Annotated in this window: 17 protein-coding genes; 9 read left to right on the plus strand and 8 right to left on the minus strand. The window is 65.8% G+C overall.

Annotated features, from left to right (window positions below):
• Positions 1 to 36 precede the first annotated feature (36 nt).
• Both AC3WJE_RS04030 and AC3WJE_RS04035 read right to left on the minus strand, forming a co-directional pair.
• Positions 37 to 225, minus strand: a complete 189-nt coding sequence (locus tag AC3WJE_RS04030) for a hypothetical protein (RefSeq protein ID WP_493729488.1) — start codon at positions 223 to 225, stop codon at positions 37 to 39.
• Between the two features lie 322 nt (positions 226 to 547).
• Entirely contained in the window at positions 548 to 1,450 is a 903-nt protein-coding gene (locus AC3WJE_RS04035) for a LysR family transcriptional regulator (protein WP_493729489.1), read from the minus strand.
• A 129-nt stretch (positions 1,451 to 1,579) separates the two neighbouring features.
• On the opposite strand from AC3WJE_RS04035, the gene leuC reads away from it, so the two are divergent.
• The 4 genes from leuC (at position 1,580) to leuB (ending at position 5,754) form a co-directional block, all read left to right on the plus strand.
• Positions 1,580 to 3,019: a 3-isopropylmalate dehydratase large subunit gene (leuC, locus tag AC3WJE_RS04040; protein ID WP_493729490.1), complete on the plus strand. Its 1,440-nt coding sequence runs from the start codon at positions 1,580 to 1,582 to the stop codon at positions 3,017 to 3,019.
• Positions 3,020 to 3,097: 78 nt separating this feature from the next.
• Positions 3,098 to 3,751: a 3-isopropylmalate dehydratase small subunit gene (gene leuD / locus AC3WJE_RS04045; protein ID WP_493729491.1), complete on the plus strand. Its 654-nt coding sequence runs from the start codon at positions 3,098 to 3,100 to the stop codon at positions 3,749 to 3,751.
• Positions 3,748 to 4,518 carry a class I SAM-dependent methyltransferase gene (locus AC3WJE_RS04050; protein ID WP_493729492.1) on the plus strand — a complete coding sequence of 257 codons (771 nt, stop codon included), beginning with the start codon at positions 3,748 to 3,750 and terminating at the stop codon, positions 4,516 to 4,518. Before leuD ends, AC3WJE_RS04050 begins: the two co-directional genes overlap by 4 nt.
• Positions 4,519 to 4,680: 162 nt before the next feature.
• Positions 4,681 to 5,754 carry a 3-isopropylmalate dehydrogenase gene (leuB, locus tag AC3WJE_RS04055; protein ID WP_493729493.1) on the plus strand — a complete coding sequence of 358 codons (1,074 nt, stop codon included), beginning with the start codon at positions 4,681 to 4,683 and terminating at the stop codon, positions 5,752 to 5,754.
• Positions 5,755 to 5,972: 218 nt separating this feature from the next.
• Here the strand turns inward: leuB and AC3WJE_RS04060 are convergent, their stop codons facing one another.
• From AC3WJE_RS04060 to ilvC, 5 genes are all read right to left on the minus strand, one after another.
• Positions 5,973 to 7,541, minus strand: coding sequence for a 2-isopropylmalate synthase (locus tag AC3WJE_RS04060; RefSeq protein WP_493729494.1), 1,569 nt, complete (start codon positions 7,539 to 7,541; stop codon positions 5,973 to 5,975).
• On the minus strand, positions 7,538 to 8,656 hold the full coding sequence (locus AC3WJE_RS04065; RefSeq protein WP_493729495.1) for a threonine dehydratase: 1,119 nt from the start codon (positions 8,654 to 8,656) through the stop codon (positions 7,538 to 7,540). The genes AC3WJE_RS04060 and AC3WJE_RS04065 overlap by 4 nt, the downstream gene beginning before the upstream one ends.
• Positions 8,657 to 8,833: 177 nt before the next feature.
• Positions 8,834 to 9,085 (minus strand): ACT domain-containing protein, encoded by a 252-nt coding sequence (locus AC3WJE_RS04070; RefSeq protein ID WP_493729496.1) that lies wholly within the window; start codon positions 9,083 to 9,085, stop codon positions 8,834 to 8,836.
• Positions 9,069 to 10,793, minus strand: coding sequence for an acetolactate synthase 2 catalytic subunit (gene ilvG, locus AC3WJE_RS04075; RefSeq protein ID WP_493729497.1), 1,725 nt, complete (start codon positions 10,791 to 10,793; stop codon positions 9,069 to 9,071). Before ilvG ends, AC3WJE_RS04070 begins: the two co-directional genes overlap by 17 nt.
• Before the next feature lie 42 nt (positions 10,794 to 10,835).
• A complete protein-coding gene (ilvC, locus tag AC3WJE_RS04080; RefSeq protein WP_493729498.1) occupies positions 10,836 to 11,843 on the minus strand; it encodes a ketol-acid reductoisomerase in 1,008 nt (335 codons plus the stop codon).
• Positions 11,844 to 12,541: 698 nt separating this feature from the next.
• Here ilvC and ggt point away from each other — a divergent pair.
• Positions 12,542 to 14,254 (plus strand): gamma-glutamyltransferase, encoded by a 1,713-nt coding sequence (gene ggt / locus AC3WJE_RS04085; RefSeq protein WP_493729499.1) that lies wholly within the window; start codon positions 12,542 to 12,544, stop codon positions 14,252 to 14,254.
• A 70-nt stretch (positions 14,255 to 14,324) separates the two neighbouring features.
• The gene (locus AC3WJE_RS04090) at positions 14,325 to 15,680 is read left to right on the plus strand and encodes a glycoside hydrolase 5 family protein (RefSeq protein WP_493729500.1); all 1,356 of its coding nucleotides are present in this window, start codon (positions 14,325 to 14,327) and stop codon (positions 15,678 to 15,680) included.
• Between the two features lie 703 nt (positions 15,681 to 16,383).
• Here the strand turns inward: AC3WJE_RS04090 and AC3WJE_RS04095 are convergent.
• On the minus strand, positions 16,384 to 16,527 hold the full coding sequence (locus AC3WJE_RS04095) for a hypothetical protein (protein ID WP_493729501.1): 144 nt from the start codon (positions 16,525 to 16,527) through the stop codon (positions 16,384 to 16,386).
• A gap of 13 nt (positions 16,528 to 16,540) precedes the next feature.
• On the opposite strand from AC3WJE_RS04095, the gene AC3WJE_RS04100 reads away from it, so the two are divergent.
• The 3 genes from AC3WJE_RS04100 (at position 16,541) to AC3WJE_RS04110 (ending at position 22,746) form a co-directional block, all read left to right on the plus strand.
• Complete coding sequence (locus tag AC3WJE_RS04100; RefSeq protein WP_493729502.1) at positions 16,541 to 18,784, plus strand: winged helix-turn-helix domain-containing protein; 2,244 nt, start codon at positions 16,541 to 16,543, stop codon at positions 18,782 to 18,784.
• Positions 18,785 to 18,910: 126 nt separating this feature from the next.
• Complete coding sequence (locus AC3WJE_RS04105) at positions 18,911 to 19,798, plus strand: helix-turn-helix transcriptional regulator (RefSeq protein WP_493729503.1); 888 nt, start codon at positions 18,911 to 18,913, stop codon at positions 19,796 to 19,798.
• Between the two features lie 53 nt (positions 19,799 to 19,851).
• Complete coding sequence (locus tag AC3WJE_RS04110) at positions 19,852 to 22,746, plus strand: TonB-dependent receptor plug domain-containing protein (protein WP_493729504.1); 2,895 nt, start codon at positions 19,852 to 19,854, stop codon at positions 22,744 to 22,746.
• The last annotated feature ends 71 nt before the right edge of the window (positions 22,747 to 22,817 follow it).

Below are 22,817 nucleotides of genomic sequence, written 5' to 3' on the forward strand. Positions count from 1 at the left end.
GGCTGGAGGGGCGGCGACATGAGGACCGGGCCGCGGTCAGGCGGCCTTGCCGTCGATGCCGGGGCGGTCGGATGCGGGCTCGCTGGCGCTGGATTCAGGCGCGGGCGATGGGCGGGGTGGAAGCGTCGAATGCCGTGGCAGGTCGCGGTCGCGACGGGCCTTGGCGCTGGCGATCTCGGCCTGGAAGGCCAGCGTCGCCGCGGTGCTGCTGTCGCGCGTGGTCATGCCTTTGGCACCGGAGGGGCGGGCAGGGACGGCGCACATGCGCCGGAAAAGACGGACCGCAGTCCGCCGCAAGGCAGAGGGATGGCTGGAGGCATGACGGGAATCTTCGGATGGCGCGGAACGGAGGCATTCCGTGCGGCTTCTTCGGGGCAATGCCGAAGAACGGACGGTTTCCGCCTGGGCGGGCAGGGCCGCTTGCAGGATGCGGAACGCTGGATGGCTTCGGCGCGGCGGCGAGACGGTCCTTTCGGGGAACGGGCGGCCCAGGGGCCGGCGAAGGCGCAATGTAGGTCAAGCCGGGGCGGCTGTCATCGGGGAGGATTCAGCCGGGCCCGGATGGCGTGCTCCAGACCGGGTCGGCATGTTCCTCCAGCAGGGCGATGAACGCCTGTGCGGCGCGCGAGCGGGTGCGGCCGCCGTGGGTGACGTGGCCGAGCCGGCGGTGCAGGTCCACGCCCGGCAGCGACAGCGCGACCACCTGCGCATCCACCAGGCTCTGCGGCAGCACGCTCCAGGCCAGGCCCACCGACACCAGCATCTTGATCGTCTCCAGATGATTGGTGGTCATGCGCAGCCGCAGCGGCAGGCCGTGCGCGGCGAACAGCGCGGCGACGATGCGGTGGGTGAAGGTGTCACGGTCCGGCAGCACCGCGGGATGCGTGACGATGTCCTGTAGCGTCAGATCGCGGCGTGCGGCCAGCGGGTGGTCGGGGGCGACCACGAACTGCAATGGGTCGTCCCAGATCGGCACTGCCTGCAGTGGCGGTTGGGTGTCCGGGCCGAGCGTGGTCACCGCCAGTTCGACCTCGCCCTGTAATACCTGCGTGTAAGCCTGCTCGGAGTCGAGGAAACGGATGTCCAGCCCGGCTTCCGGATGGCGCACGGCGAACTGGCGCAGCAGCGGCGGTAGCCGGTGCAGGCCGACGTGGTGGCTGGTGGCCAGGCTCAGGGTGCCGCTGACCTCACTGCCGAGCGTGTCCAGCAGCCGGCGCGCGTCCTGCAGCTCGTCGAGGATGCGTTGCGCGCGCGGGCGCAGTGCCTGCCCGGCCTCGGTCAGCACCACCTGGCGGCCGAGCCGGTCGAACAGGCGCACGCGCAGCTCGGCTTCGAGCAGGCCGATGCGCTTGCTGATCGCCGGCTGGGTCAGGTGCAGCCGCTCGGCGGCGCCGGAGAAGCTGCCGCTGTCGGCGATGGCCAGGAACGCGGTCAGGTTGGCGATGTCCATGAAGTCGCGTTGGTTATGGGTTCGGATGAAAATTATGAATTTGTTTTATGAAGTGCAACTGCCTAGCATCACTTCTCCAGCCCGGCGGCCCGTTCCGCCGATCGCCAGAACCGATTTGGAAGCACCGCAATGGCCGGCAAGACCCTCTACGACAAGCTGTGGGAGATGCACGAGGTGGCCCGTCGCGACGACGGCTCCTCGCTGATCTACATCGACCGCCACATCCTCCACGAAGTGACCTCGCCGCAGGCGTTCGAAGGCCTGCGTCTGGCCGGGCGCAAGCCCTGGCGCATCGATGCCAACATCGCCACGCCCGACCACAACGTGCCGACCACCCGTACCGAGCGCCTGGGCGGGCTGATCGCGATCGCCGATCCGGTCTCGCGGCTGCAGGTGCAGACCCTGGACGAGAACTGCGACGACTTCGGCATCCTGGAGTTCAAGATGAACGACGTGCGCCAGGGCATCGTGCACGTGGTCGGCCCGGAGCAGGGCGCGACGCTGCCGGGCATGACCGTGGTCTGCGGTGACTCGCACACCTCCACGCATGGAGCGTTCGGCGCGTTGGCGCACGGCATCGGCACCTCCGAGGTCGAGCACGTGCTGGCCACGCAATGCCTGGTCGCCAAGAAGATGAAGAACCTGCAGGTGCGCGTGGATGGCGAACTGCCGTTCGGCGTCACCGCCAAGGACATCGTGCTGGCGGTGATCGGCAAGATCGGCACCGCCGGCGGCAACGGCCATGCGCTGGAATTCGCCGGCAGCGCGATCCGCGATCTGTCGGTCGAAGGTCGCATGACCATCTGCAACATGGCGATCGAGGCCGGCGCGCGCGTCGGCATGGTCGCGGTGGACGAGAAGACCATCGAGTACGTGCGCGGTCGCCCATTCGCGCCGCAGGGTGCCGACTGGGATGCGGCGGTGACGGTGTGGAAAGACCTGGTGTCCGATGCGGACGCGCACTTCGACACCGTGGTCGAGCTGCAAGCCTCCGACATCAAGCCGCAGGTCAGCTGGGGCACCTCGCCGGAAATGGTGCTGGCGGTGGACCAGAACGTGCCGGACCCGGATCGCGAGAGCGACCCGGTCAGGAAGGATTCGATCCAGCGCGCGCTGAAGTACATGGGCCTGCAGGCCAATCAGCCGATCACCACGATCAAGCTGGATCGGGTGTTCATCGGTTCGTGCACCAATTCGCGCATCGAGGATCTGCGCGCGGCGGCGGAAGTGGCCAAGGGCCGCAAGGTCGCCGCCAACGTGAAGCAGGCGCTGGTGGTGCCGGGTTCGGGCCTGGTCAAGGCGCAGGCCGAGCGGGAAGGCCTGGACAAGGTGTTCATCGAGGCCGGCTTCGAGTGGCGCGAGCCGGGCTGCTCGATGTGCCTGGCGATGAACCCGGACAAGCTGGGCCATGGCGAGCATTGCGCATCGACGTCCAACCGCAATTTCGAAGGACGCCAGGGCGCCGGCGGCCGCACGCATCTGGTCAGCCCGGCGATGGCGGCCGCGGCGGCGGTGGCGGGGCATTTTGTTGATGTGCGTGAACTGCAGGGAATGGGGAATCGGGATTAGGGATTCGTAAAAACAACGCCCTCGCAGTCCCGCTCTTGCCAATCCCGAATCTCCACTCTCCAATCCCGGTCTTAAACCATGAAAGCCTTCACCCAACACACTGGTCTGGTCGCGCCGCTGGATCGCGCGAATGTCGATACCGACCAGATCATTCCCAAGCAGTTCCTGAAGTCGATCAAGCGAACGGGTTTTGGCCCGAACCTGTTCGACGAGTGGCGTTACCTGGACATCGGCGAACCCGGCCAGGACAACAGCGTGCGTCCGATCAACCGCGAGTTCGTGCTGAACTTTCCGCGCTATGCCGGCGCCAGCGTGCTGCTGGCGCGTGAGAACTTCGGTTGCGGTTCCTCGCGCGAGCATGCGCCGTGGGCGCTGGAGGAGTACGGCTTCCGCGCGGTGATCGCGCCGAGCTTCGCCGACATCTTCTTCAACAACAGCTTCAAGAACGGCTTGCTGCCGATCATCTTGAAGGACGATGAAGTCGATGCGCTGTTTGCGCAGTGCGAGGCGAGCGAGGGTTATACGCTGACGGTCGATCTGGCCACGCAGACCGTGACCCGTCCCGACGGCGTGCAGTACCGCTTCGAGGTCGATGCATTCCGCAAGCACTGTCTGTTCAATGGTCTGGACGACATCGGCCTGACCCTGCAGGACGCCGAGGCGATTAGCGCGTTCGAAACCGGCCATCGCCAGCGTCAACCGTGGCTGTTCGGCGCGGGTGGCCGCGCGTGAGCGAGGCGGCTTCGCACACACAGGTGGTGCAGGCGCAGTTCGGCGAGCAGGCCGACGCCTATCTGCGCAGTGCGGTGCATGCGCAGGGCACCGAGTTCGCCGAGTTGCAGGCGGCGTTGGTGACGCAGCCGCAGGCACGGGTGCTCGACCTGGGGTGCGGTGCCGGGCATGTCGCGTTTCACCTCGCTCCGGCGGTGGCCGAAGTGGTGGCTTACGACCTGTCGGAGCAGATGCTGGAGGTGGTCGCTTCCGCGGCTGCCGAACGCGGGCTGCGCAACATCCGCACGGTGCGCGGTGCCGCGGAGCGACTGCCATTCGCCGATGGCGAATTCGATTTCATCGCCAGCCGCTACTCGGCGCATCACTGGAGCGATGTCGGCCAGGCATTGCGTGAAGTACGCCGGGTGTTGAAGCCCGGCGGCATGGCGGCGTTCATCGACGTGATCGCGCCGGGCACGCCGCTGCTGGACACGCACCTGCAGGCGGTCGAGCTGCTGCGCGATACCAGCCACGTGCGCGACTACTCGGCGGCGGAATGGCTGCGGTTGACCGGCGAAGCGGGGTTGCAGGTGCAGCGCCTGCATCGCCAACGTCTACGCCTGGAGTTCAGCTCGTGGGTGGAGCGCATGCGTACGCCTGACGTCTTCCGGCAGGCGATCCGCGCGCTGCAGCAGAGCGTGGGCGCGGAGGTGCGCGAGTATTTCGAGATCGCCGACGACGGTTCTTTCAGCACCGATGTGTTGGTGCTGTGGACCGGACGCGGTTGAAATCCAGCCTATTCCCGTAGGAGCGGCTTCAGCCGCGATGAGGCTTTCCCATTCGAATCCCCGCATATGGATGTGCGGGCTTTTGCAAGAGGGTGCTGCATGAAAGCCCCATCGCGGCTGAAGCCGCTCCTACGGAAAGCAAAACAACAAGGAAACTAATTGATGAGCAAGCAGATTCTGGTTCTCCCCGGCGACGGCATCGGCCCGGAGATCGTGGCCGAAGCGGTCAAGGTGATCGAGCGCGTGAACACGCGCTTCGGCCTGGGTATCACGCTGGTGTTCGACGAACTCGGCGGCGCGGCCTACGACAAGTACGGCAGCCCGCTTGCCGATGAAACACTTGAGCGCGCACGCGCGGCCGATGCAGTGTTGCTCGGTGCGGTCGGTGGCCCGAAGTGGGACACGATCGATCCGGCGTTGCGCCCGGAGCGCGGCCTGCTGAAGATCCGCTCGCAGCTCGGCCTGTTCGGCAACCTGCGCCCGGCGATCCTGTACCCGCAGCTGGCCGCGGCCTCCACGCTCAAGCCCGAGGTGGTTGCCGGCCTGGATATCCTGATCGTGCGCGAACTGACTGGCGGCATCTACTTCGGCCAGCCGCGCGGCAACCGTGTTCTCGACAACGGCGAGCGCCAGGCCTACGACACCTTGCCTTACAGCGAGAGCGAGATCGCGCGCATCGCGCGGGTCGGCTTCGAGGCGGCGCGGTTGCGTTCGAAGAAACTGTGCTCGGTCGACAAGGCCAACGTGCTGGCCTCCAGCCAGCTGTGGCGCGCGGTGGTGGAAGAAGTCGCCAAGGACTACCCGGACGTGGCGCTGTCGCACATGTACGTGGACAACGCGGCGATGCAGCTGGTGCGCGCGCCCAAGCAGTTCGACGTGATCGTCACCGACAACATGTTCGGCGACATCCTCTCCGACCAGGCTTCGATGCTGACCGGCTCGATCGGCATGCTGCCCTCGGCCTCGCTGGATGCGAACAACAAGGGCATGTACGAACCCAGCCACGGCTCGGCGCCGGACATCGCCGGCAAGGGCATCGCCAACCCGCTGGCGACGATCCTGTCGGTGGCGATGCTGTTGCGTTACAGCTTCGGCCACGCCGAATCGGCCGACGCGATCGAGCACGCGGTCGGTCAGGTGCTCGACCAGGGCCTGCGCACGGCCGACATCTGGTCGGAGGGCACCACGAAGGTAGGAACGACGGCGATGGGCGACGCGGTGGTCGCTGCGCTGTAACGCCAGCATCCCACTGTGGGAGGGACTTCAGTCCCGACAGGCTTCACCGGTAAAGCCCGTCGGGACTGAAGTCCCTCCCACAGAAATCCTGGCGACAGGACCTCTTTCCTACAAGATAAAAAACGGCCGGTGGATCACTCCACCGGCCGTTTCATTTCATGGGCGGGACGGAATCAGGTTTTCCGCTTTCACGATTCCCAATTCCCAATTCCCGGCCCTCAAGCCACCGCAACATCCTGCTTGCTCTGCACGCCAGCCCGCTGCCGCAGCAGTCGATTGGCCACGTCCAGCCACGCCAATGCGCTGGCTTCGATGATGTCCTTGCTGGTGCCGCTGCCTTCGTATTCCACGCCGTCATGGCGCACGCTCAGGCTGGCTTCGCCGCGCGCATCGGCGCCGATGCCGACGCTGTGCACTTGGTAGCTGTCCAGTTCCAGACGCACGCCGGTGGCGGCCGACAGCGCGCCGAACAACGCATCCACCGGGCCGTTGCCCTGCGCGGTCTCGGCGACGCGGTTGCCGTCCGGATCGGACAGCTCGACCAGTGCGTTGGCGCGGCTGCCGACATCGCTGATCGTCATCGAGGCCAGGCGATAGCCGTCCTGGGTGGCGGCACCCTGGATCAGCGATTGCAGGTCGGCATCGGTGACCACGCGCTGCTTCTCGCACAGCGCCTTGAACTGCTCGAACACCAGCTTCAGCTCTTCCTCTTCCAGCCAGAAGCCGAGCGCGCGCAGGCGCGCTTCGACCGCGGCGCGGCCGCTGTGGCGGCCCAGCACCATCTGGGTGTCCGGCCAGCCCACGTCCTGCGGGCGCATGATTTCGTAGGTGCCGCGATGGCGCAGCATGCCGTGCTGGTGGATGCCGGACTCGTGCGCGAACGCGTTGGTGCCGACCACGGCCTTGTTGCGCTGGACCGGCATGCCGATCAGACGCTGCAGCAGCTGCGAGGTCGGCACGATGCGCGGGGTGACGATGTCGTTCTCGAAGCCGTAGAACGCGCTGCGCACCTTCAGTGCCATCGCGATCTCTTCCAGCGCGCAGTTGCCGGCGCGCTCGCCGATGCCGTTGATGGTGCACTCGATCTGGCGCACGCCGGCCTCGGCGGCGGCCAGTGAGTTGGCGACCGCCAGGCCCAGGTCGTTGTGGCAGTGCGCGCTGAACACCACCTTGTCCGCGCCCGGCAGATCGGCCACGCCGGCGATCACGCGCCGGAACATGTCGCCGATTTCCTCGGGCGTGGTGAAGCCGACGGTGTCGGGCAGGTTGATCGTGGTGGCGCCGGCGGCGATCGCCACGCGCGAGACCTCGATCAGGTATTCGACCTCGGTACGGGTCGCGTCCTCGGCGGAGAACTCGACGTCGTTGATGTAGCTGCGCGCCAGCGCCACGTGCTTGTGCACCGACTCCAGCACCTGCTCCTGGGTCATGCGCAGCTTGTGCTCGCGGTGCAGCGGGCTGGTCGACAGGAACACGTGCAGGCGCGGATTGGCCGCCACTTCCAGCGCCCGCGCCGAGGTCTCGATGTCGGCCTGCAGGCAGCGCGACAGCACAGCCAGGGTCGGGCGACGCAGCTCACGGCCGATCAGCGTCATCGCCTCGCGATCGGAGTGCGAGCTGGCCGGGAAGCCGGTCTCGATGATGTCCACGCCCAGCTCGTCCAGCGCCCGGGCCATCACGAGCTTCTGCTGCGGGGTCATGCTGCAGCCGGGGGATTGCTCGCCGTCGCGCAGGGTGGTGTCGAAAATTCGGATACGGGGGGTCTGGTCGGATACGGTCGTGTTCACCAGGTTGACTCCTCTACTGCGATGGCTAATGCGGGCGTGGTGGCGTGAGCGATGGGGCTGGATGGAGCGGTAGGCGAAGCATCGGGCGGTGGACTGCGCTGGCTTCTAAGTCGCTCACTGCTGCGCCTGCGGGGCTTGCGGGGTGGGCGCGGTCGCACTTCGGAAAGCAGGTTGGCCAGCACGGTGGCGTCAATATTACCGCCGGAGACGATCGCGCACTTGCGTTTGCCGGCCACGCGTTTACCCGCGGCCAAGGCCAGTGCGCCGGCGCCTTCGGCGATCACATGTTCTTCCAGTGCCAGCCGGACCAGAGTTTCGCGCAGCTCGGCTTCGCGCACGATGACGATGTCGTCGAGCAGGCTGGTGCACAGCCGGCGGGTGATGAAACCGGGAATCTTGACCTTCACGCCGTCGGCCAGGGTCGCCACCGGGTTGATCAGGCGCACGTCGCCCTTCACCGCGCGGGCCATCGAATCGACGCCCTCGACCTGGGCGCCGATCACGCGCACGCCCTGCGATTTCAGTGCCAGCGCGACGCCGGAGGCGAGGCCGCCGCCGCCGATCGGCACGATCACCACGTCCGGGCTGTGCTGCGCGATTTCTATGCCGATCGTGCCCTGGCCGGCGATCACGTCCGGATCGTCGAAGGCGGGCAGGAAGCGATAGCCGTTCTGCTGGGCCAGATCACGCGCGAACGCGTAGGCCTCGTCGTAGCTGTTGCCGTGCAGGCGCACGGTCGCGCCCCAGTGCTGGACGCCGGCGATCTTGGTGGCCGGGGCGGCCAGCGGCATTACGGTGATGGCCTGCAGGCCCAGGCGATAGGCCGACCAGGCCACGCCCTGGGCGTGGTTGCCGGCCGAGGCGCAGATCACCGGGCGGTCGTCGCCACGCTCCAGCCCGGCCAGCATCGCGTTCAGCGCGCCACGCACCTTGTAGGAGCCGGTGCGCTGCAGGTTCTCCAGCTTCAGCCAGGTGCCGAAGCGCTCGGCGTAATGCAGCGGCGTCGGCGTCAGGTAGCGGCGCAGGCGGGCCTGCGCGGCCAATACGTCGGCCACGCTGACGACTACGTCGCCTACGTCCGGTTCCTGGGCGGGAGCGCGGCCGGTGTCAGGCATGGGACCGGGGGCCAGGGACCAGGGGCCGGAGGCCAAGGGGCAGGGGCTGGAGAAGGTCGGTGGCTGGAAGAAGGCGTCTCCGCGGAAGAAGCCACCTCCGTGCGGACGCGCCACGGCGCACACGCCGCGACGCAGGGCACGCTGGCCCCTGGCCCCTGGCCTCCGGTCCCTGCCGGCTCATGCCGCCTCCTCCAGCGCGGTGATCCGTACCGACTCGCAGTCGTAGACCTTCTCCAGCTGGCGCTGCAGGGTCTCGGCCGGGCGTGCGCCGCCATCGACCACCAACTGCAGGTGCCAGCGGCCGGCGTCGGCCGCGTTCGGGCTGCCGTTGATCGCGCACGGGCTGAAGCCGCGGCGCTCGGCCATGCCGATCACGCGCAGCAGCGCGCCATCGACGGGCTTGATGATCAGGTCAAGCCGGTAACGCATGGCTGGCCTCCTTGGGGGCATGGGCAGGGTTGCTTTCCAGCATGGTGCTGTTGGCGTTGTTGGGGGGAACCAGCGGCCAGACGTTGGCGCGTGCGTCGATGATGACGTGCAGCAGGGCCGGGCCAGGCTGGGCCAGCAGATCGGCCAGGCCATCCTCGACTTCGCTGCGCGCGGTGATGCGCTTGGCCGGGATGCCGAACACCTGTGCCAGCGCGGCGAAATCCGGGTTGTCGGACAGGTCGATCGCGCTGTAGCGCTCGGCGAAGAACAGCTCCTGCCACTGCCGGACCATGCCCAGCGAGGAGTTGTCCAGCAGCACGATCTTCACCGGCAACTTGCAGCGGGCGATGGTCACCAGCTCCTGCACGTTCATCATGAAACCGCCGTCGCCGTTGACCAGGATCACGGTGCGATCCGGACAGGCGAACTGCGCGCCCATCGCCGCCGGCAGGCCGAAGCCCATCGTGCCCAGTGCGCCGCTGGTCAGGTGGTTGCGCGGATGGTTGAAGCGGTAATGCTGGGCCACCCACATCTGATGCTGGCCGACATCGCAGGTGACGATGGCATCGGCCGGAGCGACCTCGCTCAGGCGCTTGAGCAGCGCGGGGGCGTAGATGTCGGTGCCGGGAGCGTCGTAGCGGGCGCCGAAGCGCTCGCGATTGGCGATGCAACGCTGACGCCAGTCTTCACAGGTGCTTCTGGCGCCGGCCAGCGCCTTCAGGCCGATGGCGACGTCGCCCGGGATGGCGACATCGGCGGTGCGCAGCTTGGAGATCTCGTAGGCATCGGCATCCAGATGGATGACGCGTGCGAACGGGGCGAACTCGCTCAGCTTGCCGGTGGCGCGGTCGTCGAAGCGGGCGCCGACCACGATCAGCAGGTCGGCCTCCTGCACCGCCATGTTGGCGGCGCGGGTGCCGTGCATGCCGAGCATGCCCAGGTAGTCAGGATGATTGGCCGGCAGTGCGCCCAGGCCGCGCAGGGTCAGCACGGTCGGGATGTGGGTAGCGTCGACGAACTGGCGGAACGCGTCGACCGCATCCGCCAGGCCGATGCCGCCGCCGCCGTAGATCACCGGCTTCTCGGCACCGGCGATCGCCGCCAGTGCCTCGGCCAGACGCGCGTCCTCCGGGGCCGGCGGTGGTTCGATCGCGGCCGGCACGTGGTCGGGCAGGTGGCTCGCATCGGCCACCTGCACGTCCTTGGGCAGGTCGATCAGCACCGGTCCCGGACGGCCCTCGCGGGCGATCCGGAACGCTTCGCTCAGCATGTGCGGCAAGTCCTCCACCCGCTTGGCCAGGAAGCTGTGCTTGACGATCGGCATGGTCAGCCCGAACACGTCCAGTTCCTGGAACGCGTCGGTGCCCAGCAGCGGTGTGGCCACCTGGCCGGTCAGGCACACCATCGGTACCGAATCCAGCATCGCATCGGCGATGCCGGTCACCAGGTTGGAGGCACCCGGGCCGGAGGTGGCCACGCATACGCCGACCTTGCCGGAGGCGCGTGCGTAGCCATTCGCGGCGAGGGCGGCGCCCTGCTCGTGGCGTACCAGGATGTGCTTGAGCCTGGAATCCACCAGGGCGTCGTAGAACGGCATGATGGTGCCGCCCGGATAGCCGAACAGCGTATCCACGCCTTCGGCTTCCAGGGCCTGCGTCAACCAGCGCGCGCCATTGCGGGGCGTGCCGGGTTGTGCGGAGGTGTTCATGCGGTGGCGACCTTTGCGTTGCGGTGGGGGGCGGCCGCGCGGTTACGCGGCCTGTTGCTGCTTGGCGGATGTCTGGAGGGTCTCGGTCTGGCCGTTGAGCCACACCATCTTGGCGCGCAGTTCCTTGCCTACCTTCTCGATCGGGTGCTCAAGGTCGGCCTGCTTGAACTTGTTGTAGTTCGGCAGACCAGCTTCGTACTCGGCGACCCAGTTCTTGGTGAAGGTGCCGTTCTGGATATCGGTCAGCACATCCTTCATGCGCGCCTTGACGCTGGCGTCGATCACGCGCGGGCCGCTGACGTAGTCGCCGTACTGGGCGGTCTCGGAGACGAATTCGAGCATGCGGGTGATGCCGCCTTCGTAGAACAGGTCGACGATCAGCTTCAGTTCGTGCAGCACTTCGTAGTAGGCGATTTCCGGCTGGTAACCGGCTTCCACCAGGGTCTCGAAGCCGGCCTGCACCAGCGAGGAGGCACCACCGCACAGCACGGCCTGCTCACCGAACAGATCGGTCTCGGTCTCTTCCTTGAAGGTGGTTTCGATCAGGTTGGCGCGCGCGCCGCCCAGGCCGCCGGCGTAGGTCAGGGCGAAGTCCTTGGCCTTGCCGCTCTTGTCCTGGTAGATCGCGTAGATGCACGGCACGCCGCGGCCGATCTCGTATTCGCGACGCACCAGCGCGCCCGGGCCCTTCGGTGCGACCAGCACCACGTCCAGGTCCTCGCGCGGGGTGATCAGGTCGAAATGCACGTTCAGGCCGTGCGCGAAGAGCAGCACCGCGCCCTGCTTCAGGTTCGGGGCCAGCACGTCCTCGTACAGCTTCTTCTGCACCATGTCCGGGGTCAGCACGGCGACCAGATCGGCGTCCTTCACGGCCTCGGCCGGGGCCTTGACCGTGAAGCCGTCGGCCTGGGCCTTGGCCTCGGTCGGGCCGCCCGGACGCAGGCCAACGGTGACGTCGAAGCCGGAGTCACGCAGGTTCAGCGCGTGCGCACGGCCCTGGCTGCCGTAGCCGATGACGGCGATTTTCGGGGTGGACTGCTCGTTGCTCATGGTGGGTTCCTCGGGAAAGTTGGGAAGGGGAGGGCGGAAATAAATCAACCGGCTGCGGGGGCGCTGGCCGGTTGGGTATGGGGGTGTTTCAGGGCGGAGACGCGGGCAGATGCCATCGCCGCGCGGGGGGCGGTGGTTGTGCCAGTGCGATGTTTTTTGCTTGCCGTGTTCATGTCATTCGAAACTTTTGGTGATCCCTGAAACGCGAAACCCCGCGCCGTTGCCGGTGCGGGGTCTTGTCGAAACCTGTGTGCGATGTTGCTTACACGCCGGCTCGTCCCGCACCTGTTGGCGAGGTAATAAGTACGAGCACGAGAAGCGATGCGGCCACGCCGGTCGGCGAGGGCATCAGGGCTTCGGAGCTGGCGTTGCGGTGCGTCATGCAGACCAGATAACCATGCCGTTTTCATTGCTGTCAACCCTTGTCCGGGAATTTGTGACAGCAGGCGCGGGGAAGGTCCATCAGCAAAGGATGGTTTCTGTCGAAAGCGAATGCGCGACGGCAAAGATGGGCCGGTATCTGCGCAGAATTTGGCCGCTGTCGGCATCGTGGTGAAGGCGGGGGAGTCGGCGACTTTCACGTGATTCCGGGTGGATGGCGATGGAGGGCGCGATCGCCATTAAGACCGGCAAAGCGCGTCGCGAGGATGACGGAGGCGCTGTATCTTGCGGGGCTGGTCGTCATGGGGAGTTCACGTATGCATCACCTTCGTCTTATGCCGCTGGCCGCGATCGTGCTGGCGGTGTTGCCATCCGCCTTCGCCGCCGATCGGATCACCGGCCAGCCGTTCGCGACCCGTTCGGAGGTGATCGCGCCGCACGCGATGGCCGCTACCTCGCAGCCGCTGGCCACCCAGATCGCGCTGGATGTGATGAAGCAGGGCGGCTCGGCGGTGGACGCGGCGATCGCCGCCAACGCTGCGCTCGGGCTGATGGAGCCGACCGGCAATGGTGTCGGCGGTGATCTGTTTGCGATCGTCTGGGATCCGAAGACCAAGAAGCTGTACGGCTACAACGGCTCGGGTCGTTCGCCGAAGTCGCTGACCCTGGCCGAGTTCCAGCGGCGCGGCTTGAAGGAGATTCCGCCGACCGGGCCGCTGCCGGTCTCGGTGCCGGGCGCGGTGGATGGCTGGTTCGCGCTGCACGGGCGTTTTGGCCGAAGGAGCATGGCGCAGGATCTGGCGCCGGCGATCCGCTACGCCCGTGAAGGCCATCCGGTGGCCGAGACGATCGCCTATTACTGGGATCGCTCGGTGCCGCGCCTGTCGCAGTACCCGGGGTTCAAGGAGCAGTTCACGATCGACGGTCGTGGTCCGCGCAAGGGCGAGCTGTGGAAGAACCCGAATCTGGCCAACACCCTGCAGAAGATCGCCGACGGCGGTCGCGATGCGTTCTACAAGGGCGAGATCGCGCGCACCATCGATGCCTACTTCAAGGCCAACGGTGGGTTCCTGAGTTACGAGGACATGGCCAGCCACCACGGCGAGTGGGTCGAGCCGGTGTCGGCCAACTATCGCGGCTATGACGTGTGGGAGCTGCCGCCCAACAGCCAGGGCATCGCCGCGCTGCAGATGCTCAATGTGCTGGAGGGCTACGATTTTTCGAAGATCGCGTTCGGTTCGCCCGAGCACGTGCATCTGTTCGTGGAGGCCAAGAAGCTGGCGTTCGCCGATCGGGCGCGCTTCTATGCCGATCCGGCGTTCAATCCGGCGCCGGTGAACAAGCTGGTGTCGAAGGAATATGCCGCGCAGCGCCGCCAGCTGATCTCGATGGACAAGGCGCTGAAGGAAGTGCAGCCGGGAACACCGAAGCAACTGGAGGACGGCGACACCATCTATATGACGGTAGCCGACCCGGACGGGATGATGGTGTCGCTGATCCAGTCCAACTATCGCGGCATGGGCAGCGGCATGGCGCCGCCGGGGCTGGGCTTCATCCTGCAGGATCGCGGCGAGATGTTTGTGCTGCAGGAAGGGCATCCGAACGGCTATGCGCCGGGCAAGCGCCCGTTCCAGACCATCATCCCGGCATTCGTCACCAAGGACGGCAAGCCGTGGTTGAGCTTCGGGGTGATGGGCGGGGCGATGCAGCCGCAGGGGCATGTGCAGATCGTGATGAACCTGATCGACTTCCACATGAATCTGCAGGAGGCTGGCGATGCACCGCGCATCCAGCACGAGGGTTCGACCGAGCCGACCGGGCAGGTCACCGCGATGAGTGATGGCGGTGAGGTCGAGCTGGAGACCGGATTTCCGTACGAGACGATTCGCGCGTTGATGCGCAAGGGCCATCGCGTGGTGTTTGCCGATGGTCCATACGGCGGTTATCAGGCGATCCTGCGTGATCCGGATACGGGCGTGTATTACGGCGCCTCGGAAAGTCGCAAGGACGGGCAGGCGGCCGGTTACTGAGTTCGATGCACCAGCGCGCGGGCAAGTCCCGTGAGCGATGGATAACCGATGGATCAGAGGGAGGGGCGTAATGGGAGCGGAACGCAATACAGGGGAAGGGGCGCTGCAACGACGGATCGGGCTGCGCGGTGTGCTGATGGCGTTGGCGATGCTCTGCATCGGCAATGTGATGGCCGGCGAGCAGTCCGGTTTCGTGCGGGTCGAGGGCACCCACTTCGTGCTCGACGGCAAGCCTTACCGCTTTGCCGGGGCGAACTTCTGGTACGGCGCTTATCTGGGCGCGCCGGATGGTGTCGGCGATCGTGCGCGCCTGCGTGCCGAACTGGATCAGCTCAAGGCCGCCGGCGTCGACAACCTGCGGGTACTGGCGATGTCCGAGGCCAGTGATTTCCTGCGCGGCGTACGCCCGGCGATCATGTCCAAGCCTGGTCAATACGACGAGCAGATGCTGCGCGGGCTGGATTATCTGCTGGCGGAAATGGCCCGCCGCGACATGAAGGCGGTGCTGTATCTCAACAATTTCTGGCAGTGGTCCGGCGGCATGTCGCAGTACGTGGCCTGGGCGACCGGCGAGCCGGTGTTCGACCCGGATGCACGCAAGGACTGGCCGGGCTTCATGCAGAACTCGGCGCGCTTCTACACGCTCCCCGAGGCGCAACGCTGGTATCGCGATGCGATCCGCACCGTGATCGGCCGCCGCAACACGGTCAACGGCGTGGTCTACGTCGATGATCCGACGGTGATGTCCTGGCAGCTGGCCAACGAGCCGCGTCCGGGGAGCGAGGCCGATGGGCGGCCCAACTTCCCGGCCTATCGCAAGTGGATCGACGAGACCGCCGGCTTCATCCACGGGTTGGCGCCCAGGCAACTGGTCAGCACCGGCAGCGAAGGCGTCATGGGGTCGTTGGGTGACGCGGACCTGTACATCATTGCCCACGCCAGTGCGAACGTGGATTACCTGACCTTCCATCTGTGGCCGTCCAACTGGAGCTGGATGGATCATCAGGATCCGGCCGCGCGCCTGGAGTCCGGGCTGAAGACCTCGCTGGCCTATATCGACCGTCATATCGACATCGCGGGCAAGCTGGGCAAGCCGATCGTGCTGTCCGAGTTCGGCCTGAACCGGGATGGCGGTGGGTACTCGCCGGATTCAAGCGTGACCGCGCGCGACCACTTCTATCGGGCGATCTATGCGCGATTGCTGGAGCGTATGCAGGTGGGTGATGCGATCGCCGGTTCGAACTTCTGGGCCTGGGGTGGACGCGGGCGCACCAGCAACGCTGATTTCATGTGGAAGCCGGGTGATCCGTTCACCGGTGATCCGCCGCAGGAGGCGCAGGGCTTGTTCTCGGTGTTCGACCGCGACGCCAGTACCTTGAAGATCGTCTCCGAGCACGCCCGCGCAGTGCATGCCATCACGCCCTGATGGATGGTGGGACCGTCGTCGCTTCTCCGCACAGGCAGGCGGTGGCCGGAAAACAGGCAAAAAAATTGCCGCCGATGTTGATCGGCGGCAGGGGAGAGAGAGCATTTATAGGAGTAGTGGCGCCAGACTAGGCCGCTTACGTGCCTTGGGTTTGCCGGAAAGTGACCCGCAGGTGTTCTTTTTATGTCGTGATTGACAAAAATAGGGTGCCGGATATCGCCGGTCTTTCCCGAACCGCGCAGGAAGGGAATATGCGCGTCATCGAGAAGTGAAATGTCTGCGTTGAATATGAATGAATTTGAAATATCGATCATTCATCCATCATCGCCAGAAACCCGGGGCATCCATATGTGAGGGACTCACATATAGAAGAACACCGGCACAAGGACGTGCCGTGCTTTTGTGAGGGATTCACATATAGAAGAACACCGGCACAAGGACGTGCCGTGCTTTTGTGAGGGACTCACCTATAGAAGAACACCGGCACAAGGACGTGCCGTGCTTTTGTGAGGGACTCACCTATAGAAGAACACCGGCACAAGGATGTGCCGTGCTTTTGTGAGGGACTCACATAAAAGAACGCGCCCAGAAGGGCGCGAATCCTGAAACGGGTTATATGAATGCTTCGGCGAGAGAGAGAGAGCCTGATGTGGCTTCCCATGATGGGAAACGACACCGCATAGGCTAATATTTGCCGGCGCTGTCACGCCTGCCCCAATTCGTTGCAGCGCTTTGCGGTATTTGGCGGCTTCGCCATTCCGGGATGAATTTCGCAACCAGGCTGCTGTTCCTCAATCCAGATGAATTCCGTTCCGCCCTCATCCACGTCGCCGTCCAGGCTGCGCATAGGCGAGTGCATCGTGCATCTGGCATCGCGCGAGGTGCATTCGCCAGCGGCCAGACGTGCGTTCAGGCTCACGCCGAAGGCGATGGCCGTGTTGCAGGTGCTGGCAGGCCAGCCCGGACAGGTGGTCACCCGCGAGCAACTGCTCGCCGAGGTCTGGCCCGACACGCTGCCGACCAACGACGTGGTCACCCAGGCGATCACGCAACTGCGCAAGGCATTGGCCGGGCGTGGCGAGGAACGCGGCAACGAGATCGAGACGATCGCCAAGACCGGTTACCGGTTGCTGGCGCCAGTGGAGTGGCTGGGCGATCCCGCCGCGCAGGTGCTGCTGGAGCCGGAGCCATTGCAGGACGAAGCCGAGCCCATCGCGGTGACGCCGCCGGAGGCCTGTGTCGCTGCGGTGGCACGGCCAAGGCGTTCGCGTCGTTGGCTGGCGATCGCAGCGTTGCTGGTCGTGGCGTTCGGGTGCGGCCTGTCGGTGCCCTTCTGGCTGAATCTCGATCACGCAAAGAACCCGGCCGGCCAGGAGCATGCTGCCACCGGTGTCCCCAAGCCGCCGTATCGCCTGATCACGTCCAGCGGCAATTTCGACATCACCCCGACGCTCTCGCCGGACGGTTCGATGGTGGCCTATACCTCGGTGGTGCCGGAACACCCGGGCACCTCGATCCTGGTCAAGACCACCAACAATGCGCCGCCGCGCGTGCTCAGCCGGCCGCAGCCGGACGAGGGCGACCGGCTGCCGGCCTGGTCGCCGGACGGGCGCGAGATCGCCTTCGCGCGGCATTCGGTGGATGGCCAGTGCCGGGTGATGATCGCCTCGGCCAATGGCGCCTCCGATGAGCGTGAGCTGGCGCGCTGCGATCAGTCCGACACGCTCAGCTTCAGTTGGTCCCCGGACGGCCGCGCGCTGTTGTTCGGCAGCATGGCGGGCGGCGGGCCGCGCCACGGTATCCGTCGTTTCGATATCGAAAGTGGCCGCTGGCAGGAACTGGCCTACCGGTCCGGCGCGCAGGATTTCGACTACGCCCCGCAGTATTCGCCGAATGGCAAATGGATCGCCTTCATCCGCAATCCGCAGATGGGTGACGTGTGGCTGATGCCTGCCGAAGGTGGCCAGCCCGAGCCGCTGACCCGCGACAGTGCCGAGTTTCGGGGCCTGACCTGGCTGCCGGACAGCAGCGGCGTGGTGTTCGGGCGGCGGGTCGACAGTCAGTCGCGGCTGTACCGGCTCGACCTGGCCACGCGCCGGGTGCGCGACATGGGGCTGGACGATGCGCAGGCGCCGGTGATTTCGGCCAGCAAGGGCAAGCTGGCGTTCGTGCAGCGCAAGCCGAAGTTCGGGATCTACCGGGTCGAGCGCGACGCACAGGGTGCCTATCGGCGCGAGCACCTGTTCGCCTCCAACGGTCGCGATGCGCAGCCGATGGTGTCACCCAACGGCCGCCAGATCGTGTTCACCTCCGATCGTTCCGGCGAGTTCGCCTTGTGGTGGGCCGACATGGCCGCGCCGGATTCGTTGCGCCCGGTCGATGGCCTGGTGCCGGAGACGCGCCAGCCACCGGACTGGTCGCCGGATTCGCTGAGCGTGCTGGTGGTGGCGCGCGAGAGCGATGGCGGTTCGGCGTTGTACGAGCTGATGCCGGCGCTGAATCGCGCCGCACGCCTGGCCGTGCCCGAGCAACGCCCGCTGCAGGCGGTCTATCTGTCCGATCCGAAGCGGATCCTGGTGCTTGGAGCGACCGCCGACGGCGCGGCGACGCTGAGTCTGTACGACCGCTCGACCCACCCGTGGAAGCGCATGGCCTCGATCGATGACGTATCGCAGGTGCGCTTCGACCGGGCCAGCGCGCGCATCCTGTTCACCCGGTTCTCCTCGGAAGGTCTGTGGAGCGCCGATGCGGCCCTCGACCTCGCCAGTGTTCAGCTCATGGAGGCCGACGGGCCGTCACGCTGGCGTTATCGCAGCTGGGCGGTGGGGGCGGGTGGTCAGGTCCATTACCTGTCGTCGACCGAGGTCTGCTCGACCTTCGAGAGCGCGCTGGGTCCAGACGCGGCGCGACAGCCCGCGGGTGGCTGTCTGGACCCTGGAAGCTTCAGCGCGACCAACGGATTCAGCGTGGATGCTGCCTCGGCCGCGCTCTATGTCTCGCTCGCCAGCGAGGAAGGCAGCGGCATCGGCTTCATGAACCTGCCGTACGAGCGCGGCGGCTTCATCGGCTTCATTCCCAAGTTGCTGATGGCACAGGGAAAGTAGCTTTCGGAACTTCTTCGGAGGGCGCTTCGTGGCGATTTCGCCACGAATTCGCCGGAACCTCCTGATTCCCGCCAGATCCGGCAAAACAATCCCATCCCTCTTGCACAGGGTTGGGGGGGGCGGGCGATGAATCAGGTCATGGTGGCGGACCGGGGCGTACCGGTATTTCTGGACAACGAAACCGGCTTGCCGGCAACCGCATGCATGGCGGCGGCGCGGCTGGGCAGCGTGCGGGCCGCACCGAGCATGTTCACGGTCTGGGTCCAGCTGCGTGGTCGCGCGTGGATCGAGGCGAAGGAAGGCAAGTTCCGGCTGCGCGCCGGTGACTGGATCGCCTTCGACAAGGAATCGCGCCCGACCCTGCAGGCCGACCGCAATGGCTTGTGCATCGGCGTGGGACTGGACGGTTCCAGCCTGCAATCGCTGGCCGAGCTGACCGACACCACCCTGTATCCGGGCCGCAGCCGGTTGAGCCGAGCTGATCTGCGCACCGCTCTGCGACTGTGGCGTAACGCCACCCGTGGCGAGGGTGCGCACACCGCCCGGCCGCTGCTGCTGCACCTGGCGCAGATGCAACTGGGGCTGATCGAGCAGGAGCAGCGCTGTCCGGGGCGTTCGCGCAGCCGGCGCCGCCAGGTGTTCCACCGCATGCAGCGCGCGCGCCTCTACCTGGAAGGCAACAGCGACCGCGTGGTGCGTGTGGCCGAACTGGCACAGCTGACCAACTTCTCCAGCTGGTATGTGTCCAAGACCTTCCAGAGCCTGTACGAAGAGAGCCCGCAGGCCTTGTCGGCACGGCTGCGGCTGGAGCGGGCGGCCGATCTGCTGCGCGACACTTCGATGATGATCGGCGAGGTCGCCGCCGCCAGCGGATTCGACAACTGCTGCAGCTTCGCGCGTGCCTTCCGTGTGCGCTTCGGTGTCTCCGCATCGCACTATCGCGAACAATTGCCACTGCCGCCAGATTCGGCAAAGTCACGTGACGTGCGCCGCAAAGCGATGCCGTTCACGTAAACGTAATTTCTCCAAGGCGCTTAACACGCACCTAACGAACCTTGGAGAGATTGATGAAGCTTCGCACTCCTGCGATGCGGTTGGGCATGCTGCCCGCCGGCATCGCGATCGCGTTGACGCCGGCATTCGCCAGCGCACAAGAACAGTCCGCTGACCAGAAGACCACCACCCTCGATCGCATCGAGATCACCGGCTCGCGCATCCGCTCGGTGGACGTGGAAACCGCCCAGCCGATCTTCACCGTCTCCAGCGAGGACATCAAGAAGTCCGGCCTGATCAGCGTCGGTGACATCCTGCAGAACATGTCGATCGCCGGCACCCAGACCTTCAGCAAGGCCGCGGTGCTGACCTCGAATTCCGAACAGGGCGGCCAGTACGTCAACCTGTACAACCTGGGTGAGAACCGCACCCTGGTGCTGGTCAACGGCAAGCGCTGGACCTCCAGCCTGGCCGGCTACACCGACCTGTCCACCATTCCGAGCTCGCTGATCGACCACATCGAAGTGCTGAAGGACGGCGCATCGGCGATCTACGGCTCCGACGCCGTGGCCGGCGTGGTCAACATCATCCTGAAGAAGAACTTCGACGGCGCCGAAGCGTCGGTGATGTACGGCCAGAACCAGCGCGGCGATGGCGGCAAGACCCAGTACACCCTGACCCTGGGCAGCACCGGCGAGCGTTCCTCGTTGCTGCTCGGCGCGAGCTACAGCAAGGAAGATCCGGTCTGGGCCAAGGATCGCGAGCTGACCCGCTACACCTACGGCAAGAACCACATCTCCAGCGGCCTGAGCGCGACCGGCCCGTGGGGCCGCTTTGTCGACCCGGACACCGGTGCGCAGAGGGTGCTGAACCACACCGGTTCGTACGACGGCATCGGCGTCGGTGCCGATTCGCGCGACATCGCCAACTACCACACCGGCGTGACCACCAACGATCGCTACAACGCGATCGACCAGATGATGTGGAACCAGGGCAGCACCAACAAGTCGGTGTTCGCCTCGGGTGAGTACGACATCAACGACAGCCTCAAGCTGACCTCGACCGCGATGTATTCCGAGCGCGATTCCAAGCGCCAGATCGCCGGTTATCCGCTGAGCACCACGTCGCAGCCGAACTTCCCGGTCTACGTCGACGCCAACAGCTACTACAACCCGCTGCCGGGCAACGACCTGACCTTCTACCGTCGCATGGTCGAGATGCCGCGCGTCAGCGAGAACAACGTCAAGAACACCCACTTCGACGTGGCGCTGGAAGGCGTGTTCGACGTCGGCAGCCATGGCTGGAACTGGGATGTCGGCTACAACTACAACAAGTACGACGTCACCGAGACCAGCACCGGCAACATCAACCTGCTGGCGCTGCAGAAGGCGCTGGGCCCGTCGTTCCTGAACAGCAACGGTGTCGTGCAGTGCGGCACTGAGGCCAACCCGATCACGCTGGGCACCAACCTCGGCCTGGGCCAGTGCACGCCGTTCAACGTGCTGGGCGGCCCGAGCGCCTCCACCGCCGACGCGCTGAAGTACATCAGCACGCTCGGCCAGGCCACCCAGCGCAGCGAAACCAGCATCTGGACCGCCAACATCACCGGCGGCCTGTTCGATATGCCGTGGAATGCCGGCGAGTTCGCCTTCGCCGCGGGCGCCGAGCACCGTCAGGTCAAGGGCTATGACTACCCTGACCAGGCTTCCAGCAACGGCTTCACCACCGATCTGGCCGCGCAGCCGACCACCGGCCGTTACCAGACCAACGAGGTCTACCTGGAATTGATGATTCCGGTGCTGAAGGACGTGCCGTTCGCCAAGGAACTGTCGTTCGACGTGGCCGGTCGCTACTCGAACTACGATCGCTTCGGCAGCACCATCAACACCAAGTACAGCTTCACCTGGAAGCCGATCGAAGACCTGCTGGTGCGCGGCACCTACGGCAAGGGCTTCCGCGCTCCGACGCTGGATGACACCTTCGGCGGCGGCTCGCAGACGTTCGACACCTACATCGATCCTTGCGATGCGGTGTACGGCCAGCGAGGCAACGCCACCGTCAACGCGAACTGCCTGGCCGGTGGCCTGGCAGCGGACTTCCGGCAGAAGGACAGCGCCGGTGTCGCGATCGATGGTCCGAGCGGTACCCAGGGCATCGCCCCGTTCCAGTCGGGCGTCGGCAACAGCACGCTGCAGCCGGAGTACAGCCGTACCCGTACCCTGGGCCTGGTGTACAGCCCGAGCTATGTGCAGGGACTGGACATCTCGCTTGACTGGTATCGCATCTCGATCTCGAACGTGATCACCGCGATTTCGGCCAACTACGTGCTCAGCCAGTGCTACACCGGTGCGAACACGGCCTATTGCGACCAGTTCACCCGCAACGCGGATGGCCAGGTGGTCACGCTTGAGCGTGGCAACACCAACCTCGGCCAGATGCAGACCGAGGGCTACAACTTCGGTGTGAACTACCGCCTGCCGGAGCTGGGCATCGGCCAGTTCAGCGTCAACCTGGACGCCAACTACCTAGTCAACTATCGCCTGCAGAGCGGTGCCGGTACCGAGTGGGCTGATTACGCCGGTTACTGGAACTTCCCGCGGGTGCGCGGCACCCTGGGCGTGAACTGGTCCAAGGGTGACCTGTCGGCGAGCTGGGACCTGCGCTACTACGGCGGCTTCCGCGACTACTGCTGGGATACCGACGTGGAGTGCAACGACCCGAACTACATGACTTCCAACTCCGGTTGGGGCGGTGGCGACGGTGCCAACAAGAAGGGTTCGATCAACTTCCAGGACGTTTCGCTGAGCTGGAACGCACCGTGGAACGGCAGCGTCACCGTGGGCGTCCGCAACATCTGGGGCAAGGAGCCGCCGATCAACTATTCGGCGACCAACACCAGCACCGCGCTGATCGACCCGATGCTGGACTACGATCGTTACTTCTTCATGCAGTACACCCAGCGCTTCTGATCCATCGAAGTCTGGAAGTAACAAAAAAGTGGGACCCCGCACATGGACGTGCGGTGCTCTTGTGAGGGGCT

The sequence above is a fragment of the Pseudomonas sp. GW821-FHT07E12 genome, assembly GCF_058986605.1.

Excerpts from the sequence above, each read along its gene's own strand:
- leuD (WP_493729491.1), top strand. The coding sequence starts at position 3,098 with ATGAAAGCCTTCACCCAACACACTGGTCTGGTCGCGCCGCTGGATCGC.
- AC3WJE_RS04095 (WP_493729501.1), bottom strand. The coding sequence starts at position 16,527 with ATGCGCAGCCTGGACGGCGACGTGGATGAGGGCGGAACGGAATTCATC.
- leuB (WP_493729493.1), top strand. The coding sequence starts at position 4,681 with ATGAGCAAGCAGATTCTGGTTCTCCCCGGCGACGGCATCGGCCCGGAG.
- leuC (WP_493729490.1), top strand. The coding sequence starts at position 1,580 with ATGGCCGGCAAGACCCTCTACGACAAGCTGTGGGAGATGCACGAGGTG.
- AC3WJE_RS04030 (WP_493729488.1), bottom strand. The coding sequence starts at position 225 with ATGACCACGCGCGACAGCAGCACCGCGGCGACGCTGGCCTTCCAGGCC.
- AC3WJE_RS04065 (WP_493729495.1), bottom strand. The coding sequence starts at position 8,656 with ATGCCTGACACCGGCCGCGCTCCCGCCCAGGAACCGGACGTAGGCGAC.
- ggt (WP_493729499.1), top strand. The coding sequence starts at position 12,542 with ATGCATCACCTTCGTCTTATGCCGCTGGCCGCGATCGTGCTGGCGGTG.
- AC3WJE_RS04035 (WP_493729489.1), bottom strand. The coding sequence starts at position 1,450 with ATGGACATCGCCAACCTGACCGCGTTCCTGGCCATCGCCGACAGCGGC.
- ilvC (WP_493729498.1), bottom strand. The coding sequence starts at position 11,843 with ATGAGCAACGAGCAGTCCACCCCGAAAATCGCCGTCATCGGCTACGGC.
- AC3WJE_RS04110 (WP_493729504.1), top strand. The coding sequence starts at position 19,852 with ATGAAGCTTCGCACTCCTGCGATGCGGTTGGGCATGCTGCCCGCCGGC.
- AC3WJE_RS04070 (WP_493729496.1), bottom strand. The coding sequence starts at position 9,085 with ATGCGTTACCGGCTTGACCTGATCATCAAGCCCGTCGATGGCGCGCTG.
- AC3WJE_RS04090 (WP_493729500.1), top strand. The coding sequence starts at position 14,325 with ATGGGAGCGGAACGCAATACAGGGGAAGGGGCGCTGCAACGACGGATC.
- AC3WJE_RS04105 (WP_493729503.1), top strand. The coding sequence starts at position 18,911 with ATGAATCAGGTCATGGTGGCGGACCGGGGCGTACCGGTATTTCTGGAC.
- ilvG (WP_493729497.1), bottom strand. The coding sequence starts at position 10,793 with ATGAACACCTCCGCACAACCCGGCACGCCCCGCAATGGCGCGCGCTGG.